This window comes from Streptomyces sp. NPDC048197, assembly GCF_043202395.1.
Classification (GTDB): Bacteria; Actinomycetota; Actinomycetes; order Streptomycetales; family Streptomycetaceae; genus Streptomyces; species Streptomyces siderophoricus.
The window spans coordinates 21,311-43,337 of sequence record NZ_JBIDAJ010000032.1 but is presented as its reverse complement, the minus strand read 5'-3'; the positions used below and the strand labels follow the sequence as shown (position 1 = coordinate 43,337).

Here is a 22,027-nt window from a genome sequence, read left to right as displayed (position 1 = left end):
AGGTGGGGTCCTGATCGTTGCCATTTCATCGACATTCCGTCGATGGCCTGCGATCGAGACTGTGCTGTGATCGTGAAGACCGTGTTCCGGATAGCCGAGGTGCTGGATACTCAGGTTGGTCCGGTCCGGGCACGATGAGCTGGAGGGGACGGGGCTCGTGAGCGAGATGACATCTGGCGGGGCAGAACCCGCGCAGGCCGAGGATCAGGGCGGTGCGGACGGCCCCGGCGGCCCAGGTGCCCGTTCGCACGCGCGCGAACCGCAGGGCCCGCCCGTCTGGCAGAGCAGCCGCCCCGGATCGATCTACGACTACATCCGGGTGGCCTCCTTCTCCCTCGGACCCGACGGACGCATCGACCAGTGGAGCGAGCGCGCCGAGCAGATGCTCGGCATCCCCGCCCGCTACGCCCTCGGCAAGGACCCCGTAGCGGCCTTCGTACCCAGCGAGTTGCGGGAAACCGGGCGCCGCAAGGTCTCCGAGATCCTCGACGGCCGGGAGTGGACCGGCCTGGTGCCCTACCGCCGGAACGAGGACGGACCGGCCGACGGGCTCGCCGAGATCTACGTCATGCCCTCCCGCAACGAAGCGGGTGAACGCGCCGCGGTCTGCGTCGTCGTGGACGTCCGGGCCCTGCGCGGCATCGAGACCGACCTCGCCGCCTCGCAGGCCGTTTTCGGTCAATCTCCCATGGGCTTCACCCTGTTCGGCACGGACCTGAAGCTGCTGCGCGTCAACGAACGCTTCGCCACGGTCTTCGGCGGCCCGGCGCGCAAGTACCGCGGCTGCACCCCGCACGACTTCCTGCCCCGCCCCGAGGCCGAGCGGATGACCGTCGCGCTGCGCCGTGTCCTGGACACCGGCGAACCGGTCACCGAAATGCAGCTGGTCGGCGCGGTGCCCGGCGAGGACGAGCGCCGCCGCTGGTCGATCTCGCTCTACCGGCTGCACGGCGCCAGCGGCCGCCCCATCGGCGTCGCCGCGCTCGCCGCCGACGTCACCGGCCGGCGCCGGGCCGAGCGCGAGGCCGCCAACGCCCGCCGCAACCTCGCCCTGCTGAACGAGGCCGGCGCCCGGATAGGCAACTCCCTCGACCTGGAGACCACCGCCCGCACCCTCCTCGACGTCGCCGTCCCCCAGTTCTGCGACCTGGCCTCCGTGGACCTCTACCAGGGCCTGCTGTCCGGCGACGAGGCCCCGCCCGGCACCAGCGACGGCAGCGCCGAGCTCCGCCGGGTCGCCTTCGCCAGCGCCGTCTCCGACGCCCCGCTCGCCGGGGCCCCCTGCTGCGAGCCGCCGGACGCACCCGGCCCGGTCGCGGTCGGCGCCGTCCACCGCTACCCCTTCAACTCCCCCTGCGCCGGCGCCCTGCGGACCGCCCAGGCGCAGATCATCCCCGGCCGGGAGAGCGACGACGGGCCGGAGCTGGGCGCCGTGGTGCACTCCACCCTCGCCGTCCCGATGGTCGCCCGGGACACCGTCGTCGGCCTGGTGCAGTTCTCCCGTACGAAGGGCAGCGAACCGTTCGGCGAACGCGACACCGCACTCGCCGTCGAACTCGCCGCGCGCGCCGCGGTCTGCATCGACAACGCCCGCCTCTACCGCCGCGAACACGAACGCGCCCTGATATTGCAGCGCAGTCTGCTGCCGCCGGGCGACCCGGAGGCGGCCGGCCTCGACATCGCCTGCCGCTACCTGCCCGGCACCACCGCCACCGAGGTCGGCGGCGACTGGTTCGACGTCATCGAACTCCCCGGCCACCGCACCGCGTTGGTCGTCGGCGACGTCATGGGCCGCGGACTGCGCGCCGCCGTCGCCATGGGCGAACTGCGCACCGCCGTACGGACCCTGGCCCTGCTGGACCTGGAACCGGCCGAGGTGCTCTCCGCGCTCGACGAGATCGCCCGCGGGCTCGGCGGCAGCGGCGACGGCCGCACCAAGGGGGGCCGCGGCCCGCGCGGCCGTTCGGGCACCGCCGGCTCCGCCGCCTCCGCCGCGGAGTCGAGGCGCTCCGCCCGCACCGCCGACCTCTCCGAGGTCTACCTCGCCACCTGCGTCTACGCGGTCTACGACCCGGTCACCCGGCGTGCCACGTTCGCCAACGCCGGGCACCTGCCGCCCGTGCTCGTCGAGGAGGGCGAGGACGCGCTGCTGCTCGACGTACCGCCGGGGATGCCGCTGGGGGTGGGCGGTGAACCGTTCGAGGAGATCGAGGTCGAGCTGCCGGACGGGGCGCTGCTCGCGCTGTACACCGACGGACTGGTCGAGTCCCGCGAACACCCGCTGGACGAGGGGCTGCAGGCGTTCCGCCGGGCGCTGTCGGGCGCCGACCGCCCGCTGGAGGACGCCTGCGACCACGTACTCAGCGCCCTGGACACCTCGCACGGCGAGGACGACATCGCGCTGCTGATGGCCCGGGTGCACGGGCTGCCCAAGGACGCGGTGGGCGACTGGAGCCTCGCGCCGGAGGCCCGCTCGGTGGCCCGGGCCCGCGAACTGGCCCGCGACCAGCTGACGGACTGGGGCCTTGCGGGCCTGGTCGACACCACGGAGCTGCTGGTCAGCGAGCTGGTCACCAATGCCCTCCGGCACGGCCACGGCGAGATCCGGCTGCGGCTACTGCTGGACCGCACGCTGGTCTGCGAGGTCTGGGACGCCGACCTCGCCCAGCCGCGCCGCCGCCGCGCCCGCGACACCGACGAGGGCGGCCGCGGGCTGCAGCTCGTCGGCCTGCTGAGCGAGGGCTGGGGCAGCCGCCGTACGCCACGCGGCAAGACGGTCTGGTTCGAACTCGCCCTGCCCGACGGCGAGTCCACGGCCCCCGACCCGACGGAAGCCCTGCTGAGCCTCTTCTGAGGGGCGTACGGCCCCCTGGGGACCGGCCGCCCCCTTACGCCGCCCCCCGTACGCGGGCCGCCGCGCGTTCCGCCTCGTGGACGACGTGGATCGGGTCGACGTGGACCAGTCGGCCCTGGTGTTTGCGGAGGTGGCCGTCGACGAAGACCTCGCTGACGTTCGGCGGCTGGCCGTTGAGCACGATCTGGCTGGTCCAGTCGAAGCGCGGGGCGAAGTTGAGCGTGCCGGGGTCCAGGACGACGACATCGGCGCGCTTGCCCGGTGTCAGCGACCCGACCCGGTCCGCCAGGCCGATGCACTCCGCGCCGCCCAGCGTCGCCATCCGCAGCACCGCAGGGATCGTCGGGTGGACCGACGCGTCCTCGTGCCGGGCCCGCTGGAGGCCGACCGCCGCCTTCATCACGTTGAACATGTCCGAGGTGTCGTTGGTGCCGCCGTCGTGCCCCAGCCCGGCCCGTACGCCGTGCCGGTGCAGGGCCGGCAGCGGCATGATGCCGGACGCCAGCCGCATGTTGCTGAGCGGGCAGTGGGCGACCCGGACGTCGTGTGCGCCGGTCAGCGCGATCTCCTCGTCGGTGAGGTGGATCGCGTGGTTCATCAGCAGGTCCGGGCCGAACGCACCGGCCTCGCGCAGCGCGCGGATCGGGTCGTCCTTGCGGTCGTCGCGGTGTTCCAGGACGTGGGAGTTGAGCATCACCCCGAGGTCCCGGGCGAGCTCGTGGAACTGCCGCAGCTCCTTGCGGGCGGACATCCCGGCGTGCACCGACACCTGTGCGGAGGCCAGCGGCAGCGGATCCAGGAAGTCCTTCTTGACCCGGGGGATGAGGTCGAGGTCGGCGGTGCCCTGGGTGGCGGCGTAGACGAACCGCAGACCGGCGTCGTCCAGCGCCCGGACGTAGCGTTCGCCGGTGTCGTACGGGATGGGGTGGACCCAGTCGACGAGCGTGGTCACGCCCGCCTGGAGGGCGTCGAGGGCGGCGAGGTGGACGAAGCGGTACATGTCCTGGGGGTCGATCTTCGGCAGGGTGGCACGGTTGCAGCCGGCCAGCCAGCCGTACAGGTCCTGGGTCGAGCAGCCGCCGCGGATGCTCGACTGCCACAGGTGGTTGTGCAGATCGACGAAGCCGGGAAGGACGAGTTTTCCGCCGGCGTCCATGATCCGGGCGCCGGCGGGCGCGTCGAGCTTCCGGCCGACCGCGGCGATCGTGCCGTCCTCGAGCAGGACGTCGACGCCGTCCTCCAGGGTGCCCAGCGGGCCGTCGCCGAGTTCCGGGTCCATGGTCAGGACGAGGTCGGCGCCGCGCAGCAGGGTGGTCCGTCTGCCGCCCGGCGCCTCGACCGGCCTTCCGGGACGTTCCCGGCCGCGCGCCGGTACCCCTGCCGCGGCCGCCAGCGGCACGCCGCCGATACCGGCGAGGACCCGGCGCCGGCTCAGTTTCGGAAAATTCATTCCGTTTTTATACCGCGTTGACAAGAGCGCGCCGGGAGGTGAGATCAGGCCATTTGATGCCTCGTCAGTAAGTGGTTATGTAGGGGCAGTTGGGCGGACATGTCGGGCCTGAGAGGCGGGTGTGTCCGGCCGTGCGGCGGTCATTCGGTGCGGCGCCGGATCTTGTTCCCGAGCCACACCAGCGGGTCGTACTTCCGGTCCGCGGCGCGTTCCTTGAGCGGGATCAGCGCATTGTCGGTGATCTTGATGTGCTCGGGGCAGACCTCGGTGCAGCACTTGGTGATGTTGCAGTAACCCAACCCGTGCTCGTCCTGCGCGGTCCGCTTGCGGTCGATGCCGGACTCCGGCGCCGCGTCCAGCGGATGCATGTCCAGCTCGGCGATCCGCATCAGGAACCGCGGACCGGCGAACGCCGCCTTGTTCTCCTCGTGGTCCCGGACCACATGACAGGTGTCCTGGCACAGGAAGCACTCGATGCACTTGCGGAACTCCTGCGAGCGCCCGACGTCCTCCTGCTGCATGCGGTACTCGCCCGGCCCCAGCTCCGGCGGCGGCACGAACGCCGGGATCTCCCGGGCCTTGGCGTAGTTGAAGGAGACGTCGGTGACCAGGTCCCGCACCACCGGGAACGCCCGCATCGGCGTCACCGTGATCGTCTCCGTACGCTCGAACACCGACATCCGGGTCATGCACATCAGCCGCGGCCGGCCGTTGATCTCCGCACTGCACGAACCGCACTTGCCCGCCTTGCAGTTCCAGCGGACCGCGAGGTCCGGGGCCTGGGTGGCCTGCAGCCGGTGGATGATGTCGAGCACCACCTCGCCCTCGTGCACCTCGACCGTGAAGTCCGCGAGCCCTCCGCCGTCCGTGTCGCCCCGCCACACCCGGAAGTGCGCCTGGTAGGTGCCGGACGCGCCCGGCTGCTCCGCCACGTGCTGCGCGCTCTGCTGCTCGGTCACCGGGTCAGCTCCTCGTCGGTCAGGTACTTCGCCAGCTCGTCCTTCTCGAACAGCTCCAGCAGATCGCGGCGGATCGGCGGGGTCTCCCGCCGGGCCAGCCGGATCTGGCCCAGCGACGGGTCGGCGGCCCGGGCGTCGCCCTGCGGATCGGCCAGTTCACAGACGAGGTTGATGTTGCGCCAGCTCCGGTCCATCGCCGGGTGGTCGTCGCGGGTGTGCCCGCCGCGGCTCTCCTCGCGCTCCAGCGCCGCCCGCGCCACGCACTCGCTGACCAGCAGCATGTTCCGCAGGTCGATGGCCAGGTGCCAGCCCGGGTTGTACTGCCGGTGGCCCTCGACGCCGGCCCGCCGGGCCCGCACCCGCAGATCGGCCAGCCGCTTGAGCGCCTCGAACATCTCGCTCTCCTTGCGGATGATGCCGACCAGGTCGTTCATCGCCTGCTGGAGCTCCTGGTGCAGGGTGTACGGGTTCTCCGCCGGGCCGCGCTCGGCGGCGCCCTCCCGCTCCTCGCCCTCGGCGCTGAACGGACGGAGTGCCTCCGCCTCCGCGGCGTCGATCTGCAGCGGATCGGCCGCCGGCCGCGCGGTCAGCCCGGTCACGTACTCGGCCGCGTACAGACCCGCCCGGCGGCCGAAGACCAGCAGGTCGGAGAGGGAGTTGCCGCCCAGGCGGTTGGAGCCGTGCATGCCGCCGGCCACCTCACCGGCGGCGAACAGCCCCGGTACGCCGGTCGCCGCCGCGGTGTCCGGGTCCACGTCCACCCCGCCCATCACGTAGTGGCAGGTCGGCCCGACCTCCATCGGCTCCGCCGTGATGTCGACGTCCGCCAGCTCCTTGAACTGGTGGTGCATCGACGGCAGCCGGCGCTTGATCACCTCGGCCGGCATCCGGGTCGAGACGTCCAGGAAGACCCCGCCGTGCGGGGAGCCGCGGCCCGCCTTGACCTCGGCGTTGATGGCCCGGGCGACCTCGTCGCGGGGCAGCAGCTCGGGCGGGCGGCGGTTGTGGTCCGGGTCCTCGTACCAGCGGTCGCCCTCGTCCTCGGTCTCGGCGTACTTCTCCTTGAAGACGTCCGGGATGTAGTCGAACATGAAGCGCTTGCCGTCGCTGTTGCGCAGTACCCCGCCGTCCCCGCGCACCGACTCGGTGACCAGGATGCCCTTGACCGACGGCGGCCAGACCATGCCGGTCGGGTGGAACTGCACGAACTCCATGTTGATCAGCGGTGCCCCGGCCAGCAGCGCCAGCGCGTGCCCGTCGCCGGTGTACTCCCAGGAGTTCGACGTCACCTTGAAGGACTTGCCGATGCCGCCGGTGGCCAGCACCACCGCGGGCGCCTCCAGCACGAAGAACCGGCCGGACTCCCGCTCGTAGCAGAAGGTGCCGGACACCTTGCCATCCGTCTTGAGGACCCGGGTGACCGTGCACTCCTGGAAGACCTTCAGCCGGGCGTCGTACGCGCCGAACTCCTTCTCGTCCGCCTGCTGCAGCGAGACGATCTTCTGCTGGAGGGTGCGGATCAGTTCCAGTCCGGTGCGGTCGCCGACGTGCGCCAGCCGCGGGTACTCATGGCCGCCGAAGTTGCGCTGGGAGATCCGGCCGTCCGGCGTCCGGTCGAAGAGCGCGCCCCAGGTCTCCAGTTCCCAGACCCGGTCCGGCGCCTCCCGGGCGTGCAGCTCGGCCATCCGCCAGTGGTTGAGGAACTTCCCGCCGCGCATGGTGTCGCGGAAGTGGACCTGCCAGTTGTCGTGCTCGTTGGCGTTGCCCATGCTGGCCGCGATACCGCCCTCGGCCATCACCGTATGGGCCTTGCCGAACAGGGACTTGCAGATCACGGCCGTCCGCATGCCTGCCTCGCGGGCCTCGATGGCGGCGCGCAGTCCGGCGCCGCCCGCGCCCACCACGACCACGTCCCATGTCTGCCGGTCCACATGCGCCATCGGGGGGCACAACCTTCCTTGGAGAACTGTCGTAGGAACAGGAGTTGTTGAGGGGGAGGGGTACGGGTTCGGGGCGCGCCGTGTCAGAAGAAGCGCGGGTCCGCGAACGCCCCGCTGGCCAGCAGGAAGACGTAGAAGTCCGCCAGCGCCACGCTGATCAGCGACGACCAGGCGAGCAGCATGTGCCGCTCGTTGAGCTTGCCGATCCAGCCCCAGAGCCGGTAGCGCACCGGGTGCTTGGAGAAATGCCGCAGCCGGCCGCCGACGATGTGCCGGCAGGAGTGGCAGGAGAGGGTGTACGCCCAGATCAGCACGATGTTGGCGAGGAACACCAGGCTGCCCAGGCCCATGTGGCCCCAGGCGTAGTGCTCGTCGCGGAAGGTGAGCACGGTGTCGTAGGTCAGCACGCCGGCCACCAGCACCGCGAAGTAGAAGAAGTAGCGGTGGATGTTCTGCAGGATCAGCGGGAACCGGGTCTCGCCGGTGTACTTCTTGTGCGGCTCGGCGACCGCGCAGGCCGGCGGCGAGGCCCAGAAGCCCCGGTAGTAGGCCTTGCGGTAGTAGTAGCAGGTGAGCCGGAAGCCCAGCGGGAAGATCAGGATCAGCAGGGCCGGGGACAGGCCCCACCAGCTCCCGAAGATCTCCCAGTTGGGCCCGCCGCGCATGGTGTGGCAGTTCTCCGCCAGGCACGGCGAGTAGAACGGCGAGACGTAGGGCGCGCTGTAGTAGTCGGCGTTCGCGAACGCCCGCCAGGTCGAGTAGACGATGAACGCGAGCAGCCCGGCGGCGGTGATGGCCGGTGCCAGCCACCAGCGGTCGGTCCGCAGATGGCGGGCCGGGATGGCGGCGCGCGACGGGGTGTGCACGCCGGTCGTGCCCGTCGGTGAGGTGGGTTCGGTGCCAGTGGCCAACGTCGGTCTCCGTGAAGGGCGCTCCGTCGGGGCGCGGCGGGGCGGGATGAGGGGCGGACGGGAAGGTGCCCAGGGGGAGGTCTCCTCCTGCGGCTCGGTCCTCTTTAGGGGGCGTGCCCGTGTCTCGACCCGAGGCCCTCGTCGTCGGCACCGGCCCACAGCGCGGAGTTGTAGGGCGCGTCGGAGATCGTGACCATCTCGGCCGCGACGGCCTGCCCACGGGCGGCCGGTCCGCATGTCGCGCTCTGCTTGAGCAGGGCCAGGCTCTGCCGCAGGTGGTCGGTGTCGCTCCGGACCCGGCGGATGTCCAGGCCGCCGCCGAGCCGCACCTCGAGCCTGCCCACCGACCGGACCAGGTCGTCCAGGTTGCGTTCAACCGCCGTCAATTCGTCCTGAAGGGACATAACGTGCCCTCACTTTTGAAGGTGTGCTGGGCGATCTCATGCGCCCGAGAGTGTCGCGCGTCACAGTAGGGCTTGGGAAGGGGTCCAACGCGACTACGACTCGAACCGGTGCGTTTCGGAACCCATGCGCCGCGGCGGGGGTCGAACGCCATTGCGGGAAACGGCGGATACGGCGCCCCGCGCGCCCCCCTCGTGCGCCGGCCTCCACTCCGCCGTACGGGCCTGATGTTGGGCCGGGCGGGTGGCCTTGGCGGGGCGGTCGCCGTGTCGGGATGCCGGTCCGCCTCCGGTCGCCTTCAGTAGGGATGCCATAGATGTGATGAGCCGCAAAGTCGGCCGAACGTGGTGCGCCGGTCAGCACCAGCGCGGTGCTCGGCGCGGCGCGGGCGAGCCCGGAGGTAACCGTCATGACCGACCACGACCACCCCTCAGGCCGCCGCACGGCGGGCCGCAGACGCCGCTGTGCCGCCCTCGTCGCGGCGGGGGTGCTGCTCCCCCTGCCGGCCCTGGCCGGATGCAGCAGCGACGACCGGGAGGCGTCCGCCGAGGCGTCCCAGGACATCGCCCCGGCGCCGCGCGGCGAGCTCAAGGACGGCGGCACCCTGCGCTGGGCCGTCGACGCGATGCCCGGCACCTTCAACGCCTTCCAGGCCGACGCCGACGCCACCACCGCCCGGATCACCGGCGCCGTGCTGCCCAGCATGTTCACCGTCGACGCCAACGGCACCCCGCAGCGCAACGCCGACTACCTCGACGCCGCCGACGTCAGCGCCCGCGACCCCAAGCAGGTCGTCACGTACAAGATCAACGCCAAGGCGCGGTGGAGCGACGGCAAGCCGATCACCGCCGCGGACTTCATCGCCCAGTGGACCGCGCTGCGCGGCAAGGACAACGCGTTCTGGACCGCCCGCAATGCCGGCTACGACCGGATCGGCAAGGTCGAACAGGGCGCCGGCGCCCACGAGGTCAAGGTCACCTTCGCCCGCCCCTACGCCGACTGGCGCTCGCTGTTCACCCCGCTCTACCCGCAGAGCGTGATGGGCAGCCCCAACGCCTTCAACGACGGGGTGCGCGAGCGGCTCCAGGTCGGCGCCGGCCCGTTCCTGGTGCAGAAGCGCGACGCCGACGAGGGGCGGGTCGTCCTGGTCCGCAACCCCTCGTGGTGGGGCGCCCGCGCCAAGCTGGCCAAGATCGTGCTGCAGGCGCTGCCGGCGGACAAGCGGGCCGCGGCACTGGCCGACGGCTCCATCGACGTCGCCGCCGTCGACCGGGCCGCCGCCAAGCGCGTCGAGGCGGCCGGAAAGGCGGACGGCAACGCGGGCCCGCAGCCCGGCCGGGCGGCCGGACCGGGCACCAGGGCCGCCGCCGGGAGCAAGGCGCTGCGCGGCTACGTCATCCACAAGGCCCTGGAGCCCGCCTACACCCAGCTCGCCCTCAACGGCAGCAGCGGCCCGCTGGCCGACGACCGGGTGCGCCGCGCGGTGGCCCGCGCCATCGACCGGCAGGCCCTCGCCGACACCGTGCTGAAGCCGCTCGACCTGCCGTCCAAGCCGCTCGGCAGCCATCTGCTGATGGCCGGGCAGCCGGGCTACGAGGACCACAGCGACGCGCTCGGCGACCAGGACACCGGCGCCGCCAAGGCGCTGCTCGCCGACGCCGGCTGGAAGCCCGACGGCGCCGGCCACCAGCAGGCCGGCGAGAAGGCCGGCGCCCCCGCGCCCGGCGGCTGGCTCGGCACCCGCGACCACGGCGACGAGGACGAGGACGAGCGCGCCGACGACCGCGCGGACGACGGGGACGGCGACGAGGGGGGCTACGACCCGGATGCCGACGGTGCCGCCGACGGCCGCAACCCCGGCCGCCCGGTCCCCGCACAGGCCGTCGGCCCCGCCAAGGGCGACCACGAGGCGGGCGCCCGGCCCGCCGCGGCAAACGCCCCGCTGTCCTTCACCGGCGCGGTCGGCTCCGAGGTCCAGCAGGCCGCCCTGCTGCGGCAGAGCGCCGCCTTCTACAAGGACGCGGCCGCCGCCGAGAAGGAGGACGCCGACGGCGACACCGCCTCCGGTGCCTACGCCAAGTACAAGCGGTACAAGAAGCGCGCCGCCCAGGCACTGAGCGCCGCCGAGGTGATCGAGACCGGCCAGGGCCACGACCTGCCCGGATCCGGCGGCCACCCGGGCGCCGAGCACGCCGCAGTCCCGCGCTCCTTCGACGCCCCGCTGGCCGCCCCGCCGGCCGGTGACAAGGCGGCGGCCCGCGGCCCCGCCCTCAAGAAGGACGGCAAGCCGCTCACCCTGCGCTTCGTGCTCCCCGACGGCGCGGCCTCCGAGCAGCTGCGCACTGTGGGCAGCCGGATCGCCGCGATGCTCGCCAAGATCGGCGTGCAGACCTCCCTGCAGCGGGTCTCCGACGCCAGCTACTTCCAGGACCACGTGGCCTCCGGCGACTACGACCTGGCGCTGTACTCCTGGCCCGGCACCGCCTACCCGGCCACCGACGCCCGGCCGATCTACGCCAAGCCGCAGCCGGCGCCGGACGGCTCGCTGACCGTCGAGCAGAACTACACCCGGGTCGGCACCGACCACATCGACCAGCTCTTCGACCAGGCCGCCTCCGAGCTGGACGAGGACTCCGCGCGCACGCTCGTGGCGCAGGCCGACGCCCGGATCTGGGCGGCCGCCGGCTCGATCCCGCTCTACCAGCGGCCCGAGCTGGTGGCCACGAAGAAGTCGCTCGCCAACGTCGGCGCCTTCGGTTTCGCCACCCCGCGCTTCCAGGACATCGGCTACCAGAAATAGGACCCGGGAAGCCCCCGGAAGACCCCGCGCAACCCCTCTTTTCGAAAGGGAAGCGCAGGTCAGCGGTGCTGTGTACGGGCTGGGGCGGCCTTTGTCGCCCCAGCCCCGTACCATGGGGTGAGGCCGTGGCGTCTTCATGCCCGGCGGGCGCGCGTACCGGTCCGTACGCGCTGCCATCCACGATTCCGGGAGAAGCACCGCTAGTGCCCACGCGCCACGACATTCGTAATGTAGCCATCGTCGCCCACGTCGACCACGGCAAGACGACCCTCGTCGACGCCATGCTCAAGCAGGCCGGCGCGTTCGCCGAGCACGCCGCCGAGAAGCTCGACGACCGGATGATGGACTCCAACGACCTGGAGCGTGAGAAGGGCATCACGATCCTCGCCAAGAACACGGCGGTGAAGTATCACCCCAAGGACGGCGGGGAGCCCATCACGATCAACATCATCGACACCCCCGGCCACGCCGACTTCGGCGGTGAGGTCGAGCGCGGCCTGTCGATGGTCGACGCGGTCGTCCTGCTGGTCGACGCCTCCGAGGGCCCGCTGCCGCAGACCCGCTTCGTGCTCCGCAAGGCGCTCGCCGCCCGGATGCCGGTCATCCTGTGCATCAACAAGACCGACCGCCCGGACTCCCGCATCGACGAGGTCGTCAACGAGACCTACGACCTCTTCCTCGACCTCGACGCGGACGAGGACCAGATCGAGTTCCCGATCGTCTACGCCTGCGCCCGGGACGGCGTCGCCTCGCTGACCAAGCCGGAGGACGGCACGGTCCCGGCCGACAGCACCAACCTGGAGCCGTTCTTCACCACGCTGCTGGAGCACGTCCCCGCGCCCGAGTACGACGAGACCGCCCCGCTGCAGGCGCACGTCACCAACCTCGACGCGGACAACTTCCTCGGCCGCATCGCGCTGCTCCGCGTCGAGCAGGGCGAGCTGCGCAAGGGCCAGAACGTCGCCTGGATCAAGCGCGACGGCTCGATCTCCAACGTCCGCATCACCGAGCTGATGATGACCGAGGCGCTCACCCGCAAGCCCGCCGAGAAGGCCGGCCCGGGCGACATCTGCGCGGTCGCCGGTATCCCCGACATCATGATCGGCGAGACGCTGGCCGACCCGGAGAACCCGATCGCGCTGCCGCTGATCACGGTCGACGAGCCCGCGATCTCGATGACCATCGGCACCAACACCTCCCCGCTGGTCGGCCGTGGTGGCACCGGCAAGGGCGCGGACGCCAAGGCCGCGGTCAAGGACCGCAAGGTCACCGCGCGCCAGGTCAAGGACCGTCTGGAGCGCGAGCTGATCGGTAACGTCTCGCTGCGCGTGCTGGACACCGAGCGCCCCGACGCCTGGGAGGTGCAGGGCCGCGGTGAGCTGGCGCTGGCCATCCTGGTCGAGCAGATGCGCCGCGAGGGCTTCGAGATGACCATCGGCAAGCCGCAGGTGGTCACCAAGCAGGTCGACGGCAAGACCTACGAGCCCGTCGAGCGCATGACCATCGACGTGCCCGAGGAGCACATGGGCGCCGTCACCCAGCTCATGGGTGTCCGCAAGGGCCGGATGGACAACATGTCCAACCACGGCTCGGGCTGGGTCCGGATGGAGTTCGTCGTCCCGTCCCGCGGTCTGATCGGCTTCCGTACGGAGTTCCTCACCAACACCCGCGGCACCGGTATCGCGCACTCCATCCACGAGGGCCACGAGCCGTGGTTCGGCAACCTCCAGACCCGTAACAACGGCTCCCTGGTCGCCGACCGCGCCGGCTCCGTCACCGCCTTCGCGATGACGAACCTCCAGGAGCGCGGTGTGCTCTTCACCGACCCGGGCACCGAGGTGTACGAGGGCATGATCGTCGGCGAGAACTCCCGCGCCGACGACATGGACGTCAACATCACCAAGGAGAAGAAGCTCACCAACATGCGCTCCTCCTCCGCCGACTCCTTCGAGGCGATCGTGCCGCCGCGCAAGCTGTCGCTGGAGCAGTCCCTGGAGTTCTGCCGCGACGACGAGTGCGTCGAGGTGACCCCGGAGGCCGTGCGCATCCGCAAGGTCGTCCTGGACCAGAAGGAGCGCGGGCGCACGGCGTCGCGCGCCAAGCGGTAACCCCCCACGTACCTGGCTCTCCCGCCGCGGTTGTTGCTCGCCCTTGCGCCTGCGGCGGGCGTGGAGTGTCGGGTGCGGTGCCGCTCCTCCGGACTTCGTCCTGCGGCGCGGCCCCTCCCGTGAGTGGGTGAATTGAGGCCGGTGGGGGTGCACGTGATCGTTCACGTGCACCCCCACCGGCCTTTCCCTTTGTCGGGCGTGGGGCAATCGGAGTAGCGATGGCCGTCGCTGACGTGCGGTACGTCCCGGTTTGCGATCTTATGTGGGCTAGGCGTGATCGTGAACCTGAGGAGGCGTCATGCGCGGACGCGGGCGCGTGCAGTGGGGGGCCTGCGCCCTCGCCGCGGCCGTCGCGCTGGCGGCCACCGCCTGTGGAGGGGGGAACGCCGGCCAGGCCGGCGTGGTGAGTGCTTCCTGGGGGGATCCGCAGAACCCGCTGGAGCCGGCGAACACCAATGAGGTCCAGGGCGGGAAGGTCCTGGAAATGCTGTTCCGGGGGCTCAAGCGGTACAACCCGACGACCGGTGCGGCGGAGAACGTGCTCGCGGAGCGGATCGAGACCGCGGATTCGCAGAACTTCACGGTGACCCTGAAGCCGGGCTGGACCTTCAGCAACGGGGAGAAGGTCACCGCCAAGTCCTTTGTCGACGCCTGGAATTACGGCGCTTTCATCGGCAACAAGCAGAAGAACGCGCCCTTCTTCCAGTACATCGACGGCTTCGACCGGGTGCATCCGGAGAACGGGAAGCCCACCGCCCGTACGCTGTCCGGGCTGGTGGTCAAGGACGACAAGACCTTCACCGTCCGGCTGAACCAGAAATTCTCCAGCTGGCCGGACACCCTCGGCTATTCCGCGTTCATGCCGCTGCCCCGGGCGTTCTTCACCGACCACGGCGGCTGGCTGCAGAAGCCGGTGGGGAACGGGCCGTATCTGGTGGACTCCTACGAGAAGGGGTCCGTGCTGCGGATGCGGAAATGGGACAAGTACCCGGGCAGTGATCCGGCGCGTAACGGGGGCATCGATCTCCGGGTCTACACGGACAACAACACCGCCTATACGGATCTGCAGGCGGGGAATCTGGACCTGGTGGACGATGTGCCGGCCTCGCAGCTGCGGCATGTGAAATCGGACCTGGGCGGCCGGTACATCAACCAGCCGGCCGGGATCATTCAGACCCTCACCTTTCCGATGTACCGGAAGGAATGGTCGCGGCCGGGGTCGGACAAGGTCCGGCGGGGGCTGTCGATGGCCATCGACCGGCAGCAGATCACCAAGGAGATCTTCGAGAACACCCGCACCCCGGCGACCGACTGGACCTCGCCCGTGCTGGGCGCGGACGGCGGCTACCGGGCCGGGCTGTGCGGTGCGGCCTGCGAGTTCGACCCGGCGAAGGCGCGGCAGCTGATCAAGGAGGGCGGGGGGCTGCCGGGCGGCCGGATGACCCTCGCGTACAACGCGGACACCGGGTCGCACAAGGACTGGATCGACGCGATCTGCAACAGCATCAACCGGTCGCTGGGCAACGACCGGGCCTGTGTGGGCGATCCGGTCGGCACGTTCGCCGACTTCCGGAACAAGATTTCGGCAAAGGCGATGAACGGGCCGTTCCGGGCCGGCTGGCAGATGGACTACCCGCTGATCCAGAACTTCCTGCAGCCGCTGTATTACACCAACGGCTCCGCCAATGACGGCAAGTTCAGCGACAAGCGGTTCGACAAGCTGGTGAACGAGGCGAACGCCGCGACGGACCGGGCAAAGGCCGTGGCGACCTTCCAGGACGCGGAGAAGATCCTCGCGCAGCAGATGCCGTCGATCCCGCTGTGGTACCAGAACGGCAGCGGCGGCTATTCGGAACGGATCAGTCATGTCTCCCTGAATCCGTTCAGCGTGCCGGTCTACAACGCGATCACGGTCAACTGACAGGACGAGAGAGGCGGGGCGCGCATGGGGCGTTATGTGGTCCGGCGGCTGCTGCAGATGATCCCGGTGTTCATCGGCAGCACCTTCCTCATCTTCTTCATGGTGTACGCCCTGGGGGACCCGGTCGCGGCCATGTTCGGCGACCGGGCGCCGGACCCCGCCACCGCCGCGCAGATCCGCCGCGACCTCTATCTCGACCAGCCACTGGGAAAGCAGTACCTGCATTACATGGGCCAGATCTTCCAGGGGAATTTCGGGACCGCGTTCAACGGGCAGTCGGTCACCGAACTCATGGCGTCGGCCTTTCCCGTGACGCTCCGGCTGACCCTGGTCGCCATCGTGCTGGAAATGCTCGTGGGCATCACGCTGGGGGTGTTCAGCGGGCTGCGGCGCGGCCGGGGCATCGACACCGGCGTGCTGCTGCTGTCGCTGGTCGTGGTGTCCGTCCCGACGTTCGTCAGCGGCTATCTGCTGCAGTTCGTGTTCGGCGTGCGATGGGCCTGGGCGGCGCCGTCCGTCGCCCCGGAGGCGCCGCTGAACGAACTGCTGCTGCCCGGGCTGGTGCTGGCGCTGGTCTCGCTCGCCTACGTGACCCGGCTGACCCGTACCTCCATCGCCGAGAACGTCCGCGCCGACTACGTCCGCACCGCGCTCGCCAAGGGCCTGCCCCGGCACCGCGTCATCACCCGCCATCTGCTGCGCAATTCGCTGATCCCGGTCGTCACCTTCATCGGCACCGACATCGGCGCCCTGATGGGCGGCGCGATCGTCACCGAGCGGATCTTCAACATCCACGGCGTCGGATTCCAGCTCTACCAGGGCATCCTGCGGCAGAACTCACCGACCGTGGTGGGCTTCGTGACGATCCTGGTCCTGGTCTTCCTGCTCGCCAACCTCCTCGTCGACCTGCTGTACGCCGTCCTCGACCCGAGGATCCGCTATGCCTGAGCCCTACGTCCCCAAGGAAGCCATCGGCCACGGCGACGGCGGCACCGCCGCGCTGGCCATCGGCGAGGCGGAGTCGCTGGAGCGCCGGCCGTCCGCCGCACCGCCGACCGCCGGCCCGCCCGGCGCCCCCGTCGGCAAACCCCGCAGCCTGTGGAGCGACGCCTGGCACGATCTGCGCCGCAACCCGGTCTTCGTGCTCTCCGCGCTGGTCATCGTCTTCCTGGTGGTCATCGCGATCTGGCCGCAGCTGATCGCCACCGGCAACCCGTACCGCGCCGACCTCGCCAAGGCGCAGCAGGGCTCCCAGCCCGGCCACCCCTTCGGCTTCGACACCCAGGGCCGGGACGTCTACACCCGGGTGGTCTACGGCGCCCGGGCCTCCATCACCGTCGGCGTCTGCGCCACCGCCGGCGCGGCGCTGCTCGGCAGCCTGCTCGGCGGGCTGGCCGGCTTCTTCGGCAGCTGGGGAGACACCCTGCTCTCCCGGCTCGCCGACATCTTCTTCGGCATCCCGGTGATCCTCGGCGGCCTGGTCTTCCTCTCCGTCGTCACCAGCACCACCGTCTGGCCGGTGGTCGGCTTCATCGTGCTGCTCGGCTGGCCGCAGGTCTCCCGGATCGCCCGCGGCTCGGTCGTCACCGCCAAGCAGAACGACTACGTACAGGCCGCGCGGGCGCTGGGCGCGAGCAACCGGCGGCTGCTGCTGCGGCACATCGCGCCCAACGCGGTGGCCCCGGTCATCGTCGTCGCCACCATCGCGCTCGGTACGTACATCGCGCTGGAGGCGACGCTGTCCTACCTGGGCGCGGGCCTGAAGCCGCCGACCGTCTCCTGGGGCATCGACATCTCCACGGCCTCCACCTACATCCGCAGCGCCCCGCACATGCTGCTGTGGCCCGCGGGCGCGCTGAGCATCACCGTCCTGGCCTTCATCATGCTCGGCGACGCGGTCCGCGACGCCCTCGACCCCAAGTTGCGCTGAGGAGACGGCAGATGACGAACGACGGGCACAGCGGGGAGGGCGGCGGGCACAGCGGGGAGGGCGGCGGGACGGCCCTGCTGGACGTACGGGACCTGAAGGTGGAGTTCCGGACCCGGGACGGGGTGGCGCACGCCGTCAACGGCGTCAGCTACCGCGTGGCGCCGGGGGAGACCCTGGCGGTGCTCGGCGAGTCCGGCTCCGGCAAGTCCGTCACCGCCCAGGCCGTGATGGGCATCCTCGACTCCCCGCCCGGCCGGGTGACCGGCGGCCAGGTGCTCTTCCACGGCCGCGACCTGCTGACCCTGCGCAAGGACGAGCGGCGCCGGATCCGCGGCGCCAAGATGGCGATGATCTTCCAGGACGCGCTGTCCGCGCTGAACCCGGTCCTCAGCGTCGGGGCCCAGCTCGCCGAGATGTTCACGGTCCACGAGGGCACCTCCCGCAAGGCGGCCCGCGGCCGGGCCGTGGAGCTGATGGAACGGGTCGGCATCCCCGCCGCCCGGCAGCGGGTGGGCGACTACCCGCACCAGTTCTCCGGCGGGATGCGCCAGCGCATCATGATCGCCATGGCGCTCGCCCTCGGCCCCGACCTGATCATCGCCGACGAGCCGACCACCGCACTCGACGTCACCGTCCAGGCCCAGGTGATGGACCTGCTCGCCGAGCTGCAGCGCGAGCTCACCATGGGACTGATCCTGATCACCCACGACCTCGGGGTGGTCGCGGACGTCGCCGACACCATCGCGGTGATGTACGCGGGCCGGATCGTCGAGACCGCGCCCGTCCACGCCCTCTACCGCGCGCCCGCCCACCCGTACACCCGCGGACTGCTGGAGTCCATCCCGCGGCTGGACCACAAGGGCCGCCGGCTGCACGCCATCAAGGGACTGCCGCCCAGCCTGACCGCCATCCCGCCGGGCTGCCCCTTCCACCCGCGCTGCCCGCTGGCCCAGGACGTCTGCCGCACCGACCCGCCGCCGCTGTACGAGGCCGGGCCCGGCCGGGCCAGCGCCTGCCACTTCTGGAAGGAGACCCTCGATGGCGCCCGGTGAACCCCTCCTCGAAGTGCGCGACCTGGTCAAGCACTTCCCGCTCACCCGGGGCGTGCTCTTCCGGAAGCAGATCGGCGCGGTCAAGGCCGTCGACGGGGTCTCCTTGACGCTCCGGAAGGGCGAAACGCTCGGTGTGGTCGGCGAATCGGGGTGCGGGAAGTCCACCCTCGCCCGGCTGCTGGTCGGCCTGGAACGCCCGACGTCCGGTCAGATCCGCTACCACGGCGAGGACATCACGGCCCTCTCGGGCCGCGCCCTCACCGCCGTGCGCCGCAACATCCAGATGGTCTTCCAGGACCCCTACACCTCCCTCAACCCCCGTATGACGGTCGGCGACATCATCGGCGAACCGTACGAGATCCACCCGGAGGCCGCCCCCAAGGGGGACCGCCGCCGCCGGGTCCAGGAACTCCTCGAAGTCGTCGGCCTCAACCCGGAGTTCGTCAACCGCTACCCGCACCAGTTCTCCGGCGGCCAGCGCCAGCGCATCGGCATCGCCCGCGGTCTGGCGCTGCGCCCGGAGATCATCGTCGCCGACGAACCGGTCTCCGCGCTGGACGTCTCCGTGCAGGCCCAAGTGGTCAACCTGCTGGAGCAGTTGCAGGACGAGTTCGACCTCTCCTACGTCTTCATCGCGCACGACCTGTCCGTCGTCCGGCACATCTCCGACCGGATCGCGGTGATGTACCTGGGCCGGATCGCCGAGACCGGCACCGACGAGCAGATCTACGACCACCCCACCCACCCCTACACCCAGGCCCTGCTCTCCGCCGTCCCCGTGCCCGACCCGGAGGCCCGCGTCCACCGGGACCGCATCCTGCTCAGCGGGGACGTCCCCTCACCGGCCGACCCGCCGTCCGGCTGCCCCTTCCGCACCCGCTGCTGGAAGGCCCGCCCGCTGTGCGCCGAGGTCGTCCCGCCGCTCGACGTGCCCCCGGAATTCCGCGAGTCGACCGGACCCGCGCACCACGCGTCGGCCTGCCACTTCGCGGAGGAGCGGCACGTCGTGCCGAGCGAGTAGCCGGTGCCTCAGGCCCGGACGCCGCCGCGCACCACCGCCAGGTACGCGCCGATGGCGTCCCGATTCCGGCACAGGGTCTCGATGCGTTCGGTCATCCGGTCGCGCTCGTGCTCCAGGGTGGCGAGCATCTCCGGGGTGGCGTCCGGGAAGTGGATCGCCCGGGGCCCGTTCAGACAGGGCAGGATCTGCCGGATGATCCGGGTCGGCAGCCCGGCGTCCAGCAGGCCCCGGATCTGCCGCACCCGGTCGACGGTCGGCTCGTCGTAGGCGCGGTAGCCGTTGGCGCAGCGGTCGGAGACGATCAGCCCCTGCTCCTCGTAATACCGCAACAGCCGCCGGGGCGTGCCCGTACGCTCCGACAGCTCCCCGATCCGCATCGGCACCCACCTCCTGTGGAAACGACAGCGCCGCCGTGGCGGGGATCATTCCCGCCACGGCGGCGCCGGGCCGTCGCGTCCGCGTTACTCGGTGGACTCCGACTCCGCCGCGGACTCCTCGATGGCTGCCAGCGCCGGGTCCAGGATGATGTCCTCGTCGCGGGCCGCGGTCGTCGGCTCCTCGGGGAAGTGGCAGGCCGTCAGGTGGCCCGCCGCGTTGCCGCCGAGCTGGATCAGCGGCGGCTCCTCGGTCGCGCACTTCTCCTGCGCCTTCCAGCAGCGGGTGCGGAAGCGGCAGCCCGAGGGCGGGTTGACCGGCGAGGGCACGTCACCGGCGAGGCGGATGCGCTCGCGCTCCTCCTCCTCGCTCTCCACGAACTTGGCCTCGGGCACGGCCGAGAGCAGCGCGTGGGTGTACGGGTGGCGCGGCCGGTGGTAGATCTCGTCGCGGCTGCCCACCTCGACGATCTTGCCGAGGTACATCACCGCGACCCGCTCGCTGAAGTGGCGCACGATCGCCAGGTCGTGGGCGATGAACAGGAACGCGATGCCCAGCTCGCGCTGGAGGTCCTGGAGCAGGTTGACGACCTGCGCCTGGATGGACACGTCGAGCGCGGAGACCGGCTCGTCGGCGACGATCAGCTTCGGCTCCAGGGCGAGCGCCCGGGCGACGCCGATGCGCTGCCGCTGGCCGCCGGAGAACTCGTGCGGGAAGCGGTTGTAGTGCTCCGGGTTCAGACCCACGGTCTCCAGGAGCTCGCGGATCCGCTTCTCCCGGCCACCGGGCGGATTGATCCCGTTGATCTCCATCGGGCCGCCGATGATCGTGCCGACCGTCTGCCGCGGGTTGAGCGAGGCGTACGGGTCCTGGAAGATCATCTGGATCTCGGAGCGGATCGGTGCCAGCTCCTTGCGACCCGCGTGGGTGATGTCCCGGCCCTGGTACGTGATCTTGCCGGAGGTCGGCTCCATCAGCCGGGTGAGCAGCCGTCCGGTGGTGGACTTGCCGCAGCCGGACTCGCCGACCAGGCCGAAGCTCTCCCCGGCGTGCACGGTCAGGTCGACGCCGTCGACGGCCTGCACCGCGCCGACCCGCCGCTTGAACGGAAAACCGCCGTAGATCGGGAAGTGCTTGGTGAGGCCCTCGGCGGTGAGCAGCGGCTCGCCCTTCGCGGGCACGGCGTCCCGGGGCGCGGGGAGGGTGACGTTGTCGGTCATGGTGGTCGCTCCCTAGCCCAGCCGGGGCTTGATCTGCTCGGTGAAGAAGGTCTGCTTCTGCTCGACGCTCAGGTGGCACGCGGCGGCGCGACCCGGCGCCAGCGGCGGCCGCTCGTCGGTGCAACGGCTGCCGCCGACCTCGGCGGTGAAGCCGCAGCGGGGGTTGAACGGGCAGCCGGACGGCGGGTTCAGCAGGCTCGGCGGGGAGCCCGGGATCGGGTGCAGCGCCTCGGTGACGTCCGAGGAGAGCCGCGGCATCGAGCTGAGCAGGCCCCAGGTGTACGGGTGCCGCGGCTCGGTGAGGATCTCCTTGACGGAGCCCCGCTCGACCGCCCGGCCCGCGTACATCACCAGCAGCTTGTCCGCCGTGTTGGCGACCACGCCGAGGTCGTGGGTGATCAGGATGATCGCGGAGCCGAACTCCTGCTGGAGGTCCTTGAGCAGGTCGAGGATCTGCGCCTGGACGGTGACGTCGAGGGCGGTGGTCGGCTCGTCGGCGATCAGCAGCTGCGGATTGCAGACCAGCGCCATGGCGATCATCGCGCGCTGGCGCATACCGCCGGAGAACTGGTGCGGGTAGTCGTCCACCCGCAGGTTGGGCTGCGGGATGCCGACCTTGGTCAGCATCTCGATGGCGCGCTGCCGGCCCTCGCGCTTGCTGGCGCCGGTGTGCTTCATGAACGGCTCGGCGATCTGCCGGCCGACCGTGTAGTACGGCGACAGCGCGGTCAGCGCGTCCTGGAAGATCATCGCCATCTTGTTGCCGCGGAGCTTCTCCAGGGTCTTCTCCTTGGCCCCGGTGAGCTCCTGGCCGTCCAGGTGGATCTCGCCGCCGATCTCGGTGGCCTTGGGGTTGTGCAGACCCAGGATCGCCAGGTTGGTCACCGACTTGCCGGAGCCCGATTCGCCGACGATGCCGAGCGTTTCGCCGCGTTCCAGATCGAAGGAGAGACCGTCGACCGCCTTGACGATGCCGTCCTCGGTGGAGAACCGCACGTGCAGGTCACGAACGGACAGGAAGGGGTCGGACCCGGCCGGCACGGTGGTGCCTTCGGTCTTGGTGAGTGTGGTCACTTCAGGCTCT

General features: G+C 71.0%; 16 protein-coding genes. 8 read left to right on the top strand and 8 right to left on the bottom strand.

Going from position 1 to position 22,027, the window contains the following annotated elements:
- Positions 1-166 precede the first annotated feature (166 nt).
- The gene (locus ACGF4C_RS30910) at positions 167-2,854 is read left to right on the top strand and encodes a SpoIIE family protein phosphatase (RefSeq protein WP_393570694.1); all 2,688 of its coding nucleotides are present in this window, start codon (positions 167-169) and stop codon (positions 2,852-2,854) included.
- Positions 2,855-2,888: 34 nt separating this feature from the next.
- Here ACGF4C_RS30910 and ACGF4C_RS30905 read toward each other — a convergent pair whose 3' ends face one another.
- The 5 genes from ACGF4C_RS30905 to ACGF4C_RS30885 all read right to left on the bottom strand — a co-directional run bounded on the left by ACGF4C_RS30905 (position 2,889) and on the right by ACGF4C_RS30885 (position 8,518).
- Positions 2,889-4,304: an amidohydrolase family protein gene (locus tag ACGF4C_RS30905; RefSeq protein ID WP_393570635.1), complete on the bottom strand. Its 1,416-nt coding sequence runs from the start codon at positions 4,302-4,304 to the stop codon at positions 2,889-2,891.
- Between the two features lie 140 nt (positions 4,305-4,444).
- On the bottom strand, positions 4,445-5,263 hold the full coding sequence (locus tag ACGF4C_RS30900) for a succinate dehydrogenase/fumarate reductase iron-sulfur subunit (RefSeq protein ID WP_393570633.1): 819 nt from the start codon (positions 5,261-5,263) through the stop codon (positions 4,445-4,447).
- On the bottom strand, positions 5,260-7,203 hold the full coding sequence (locus tag ACGF4C_RS30895; RefSeq protein WP_393570631.1) for a fumarate reductase/succinate dehydrogenase flavoprotein subunit: 1,944 nt from the start codon (positions 7,201-7,203) through the stop codon (positions 5,260-5,262). The genes ACGF4C_RS30900 and ACGF4C_RS30895 overlap by 4 nt, the downstream gene beginning before the upstream one ends.
- A gap of 83 nt (positions 7,204-7,286) precedes the next feature.
- Positions 7,287-8,114, bottom strand: coding sequence for a hypothetical protein (locus ACGF4C_RS30890; RefSeq protein WP_393570629.1), 828 nt, complete (start codon positions 8,112-8,114; stop codon positions 7,287-7,289).
- A gap of 104 nt (positions 8,115-8,218) precedes the next feature.
- Entirely contained in the window at positions 8,219-8,518 is a 300-nt protein-coding gene (locus ACGF4C_RS30885; RefSeq protein WP_393570627.1) for a hypothetical protein, read from the bottom strand.
- 407 nt (positions 8,519-8,925) lie between these two features.
- On the opposite strand from ACGF4C_RS30885, the gene ACGF4C_RS30880 reads away from it, so the two are divergent.
- The 7 genes from ACGF4C_RS30880 (at position 8,926) to ACGF4C_RS30850 (ending at position 19,348) form a co-directional block, all read left to right on the top strand.
- Positions 8,926-11,316 (top strand): ABC transporter family substrate-binding protein, encoded by a 2,391-nt coding sequence (locus ACGF4C_RS30880; RefSeq protein ID WP_393570625.1) that lies wholly within the window; start codon positions 8,926-8,928, stop codon positions 11,314-11,316.
- A gap of 203 nt (positions 11,317-11,519) precedes the next feature.
- Positions 11,520-13,424, top strand: a complete 1,905-nt coding sequence (gene typA / locus ACGF4C_RS30875; protein ID WP_201801693.1) for a translational GTPase TypA — start codon at positions 11,520-11,522, stop codon at positions 13,422-13,424.
- A 298-nt stretch (positions 13,425-13,722) separates the two neighbouring features.
- Complete coding sequence (locus ACGF4C_RS30870) at positions 13,723-15,345, top strand: ABC transporter substrate-binding protein (protein ID WP_393570623.1); 1,623 nt, start codon at positions 13,723-13,725, stop codon at positions 15,343-15,345.
- A 24-nt stretch (positions 15,346-15,369) separates the two neighbouring features.
- Positions 15,370-16,293, top strand: coding sequence for an ABC transporter permease (locus ACGF4C_RS30865; RefSeq protein ID WP_030412226.1), 924 nt, complete (start codon positions 15,370-15,372; stop codon positions 16,291-16,293).
- On the top strand, positions 16,286-17,275 hold the full coding sequence (locus ACGF4C_RS30860) for an ABC transporter permease (protein ID WP_393570620.1): 990 nt from the start codon (positions 16,286-16,288) through the stop codon (positions 17,273-17,275). The genes ACGF4C_RS30865 and ACGF4C_RS30860 overlap by 8 nt, the downstream gene beginning before the upstream one ends.
- An 11-nt stretch (positions 17,276-17,286) precedes the next feature.
- Positions 17,287-18,327, top strand: coding sequence for an ABC transporter ATP-binding protein (locus ACGF4C_RS30855; protein ID WP_393570618.1), 1,041 nt, complete (start codon positions 17,287-17,289; stop codon positions 18,325-18,327).
- Positions 18,314-19,348, top strand: a complete 1,035-nt coding sequence (locus tag ACGF4C_RS30850) for an ABC transporter ATP-binding protein (protein WP_393570616.1) — start codon at positions 18,314-18,316, stop codon at positions 19,346-19,348. The genes ACGF4C_RS30855 and ACGF4C_RS30850 overlap by 14 nt, the downstream gene beginning before the upstream one ends.
- 8 nt (positions 19,349-19,356) lie before the next feature.
- On the opposite strand, the gene ACGF4C_RS30845 is transcribed toward ACGF4C_RS30850, so the two are convergent.
- From ACGF4C_RS30845 to ACGF4C_RS30835, 3 genes are all read right to left on the bottom strand, one after another.
- Positions 19,357-19,725, bottom strand: a complete 369-nt coding sequence (locus tag ACGF4C_RS30845; RefSeq protein WP_393570614.1) for a MerR family transcriptional regulator — start codon at positions 19,723-19,725, stop codon at positions 19,357-19,359.
- 84 nt (positions 19,726-19,809) lie between these two features.
- Positions 19,810-20,943, bottom strand: coding sequence for an ABC transporter ATP-binding protein (locus tag ACGF4C_RS30840; protein WP_393570612.1), 1,134 nt, complete (start codon positions 20,941-20,943; stop codon positions 19,810-19,812).
- A 12-nt stretch (positions 20,944-20,955) separates the two neighbouring features.
- The gene (locus ACGF4C_RS30835; protein WP_393570610.1) at positions 20,956-22,017 is read right to left on the bottom strand and encodes an ABC transporter ATP-binding protein; all 1,062 of its coding nucleotides are present in this window, start codon (positions 22,015-22,017) and stop codon (positions 20,956-20,958) included.
- Between the last annotated feature and the right edge of the window lie 10 nt (positions 22,018-22,027).

What these genes read in the sequence shown, in the direction of transcription:
- ACGF4C_RS30870 (WP_393570623.1), top strand. Translation starts at nt 13,723, where the DNA reads ATGCGCGGACGCGGGCGCGTGCAGTGGGGGGCCTGCGCCCTCGCCGCG.
- ACGF4C_RS30845 (WP_393570614.1), bottom strand. Translation starts at nt 19,725, where the DNA reads ATGCGGATCGGGGAGCTGTCGGAGCGTACGGGCACGCCCCGGCGGCTG.
- ACGF4C_RS30860 (WP_393570620.1), top strand. Translation starts at nt 16,286, where the DNA reads ATGCCTGAGCCCTACGTCCCCAAGGAAGCCATCGGCCACGGCGACGGC.
- ACGF4C_RS30905 (WP_393570635.1), bottom strand. Translation starts at nt 4,304, where the DNA reads ATGAATTTTCCGAAACTGAGCCGGCGCCGGGTCCTCGCCGGTATCGGC.
- ACGF4C_RS30880 (WP_393570625.1), top strand. Translation starts at nt 8,926, where the DNA reads ATGACCGACCACGACCACCCCTCAGGCCGCCGCACGGCGGGCCGCAGA.
- ACGF4C_RS30885 (WP_393570627.1), bottom strand. Translation starts at nt 8,518, where the DNA reads ATGTCCCTTCAGGACGAATTGACGGCGGTTGAACGCAACCTGGACGAC.
- ACGF4C_RS30840 (WP_393570612.1), bottom strand. Translation starts at nt 20,943, where the DNA reads ATGACCGACAACGTCACCCTCCCCGCGCCCCGGGACGCCGTGCCCGCG.
- ACGF4C_RS30855 (WP_393570618.1), top strand. Translation starts at nt 17,287, where the DNA reads ATGACGAACGACGGGCACAGCGGGGAGGGCGGCGGGCACAGCGGGGAG.
- ACGF4C_RS30910 (WP_393570694.1), top strand. Translation starts at nt 167, where the DNA reads ATGACATCTGGCGGGGCAGAACCCGCGCAGGCCGAGGATCAGGGCGGT.
- ACGF4C_RS30865 (WP_030412226.1), top strand. Translation starts at nt 15,370, where the DNA reads ATGGGGCGTTATGTGGTCCGGCGGCTGCTGCAGATGATCCCGGTGTTC.
- ACGF4C_RS30850 (WP_393570616.1), top strand. Translation starts at nt 18,314, where the DNA reads ATGGCGCCCGGTGAACCCCTCCTCGAAGTGCGCGACCTGGTCAAGCAC.
- ACGF4C_RS30895 (WP_393570631.1), bottom strand. Translation starts at nt 7,203, where the DNA reads ATGGCGCATGTGGACCGGCAGACATGGGACGTGGTCGTGGTGGGCGCG.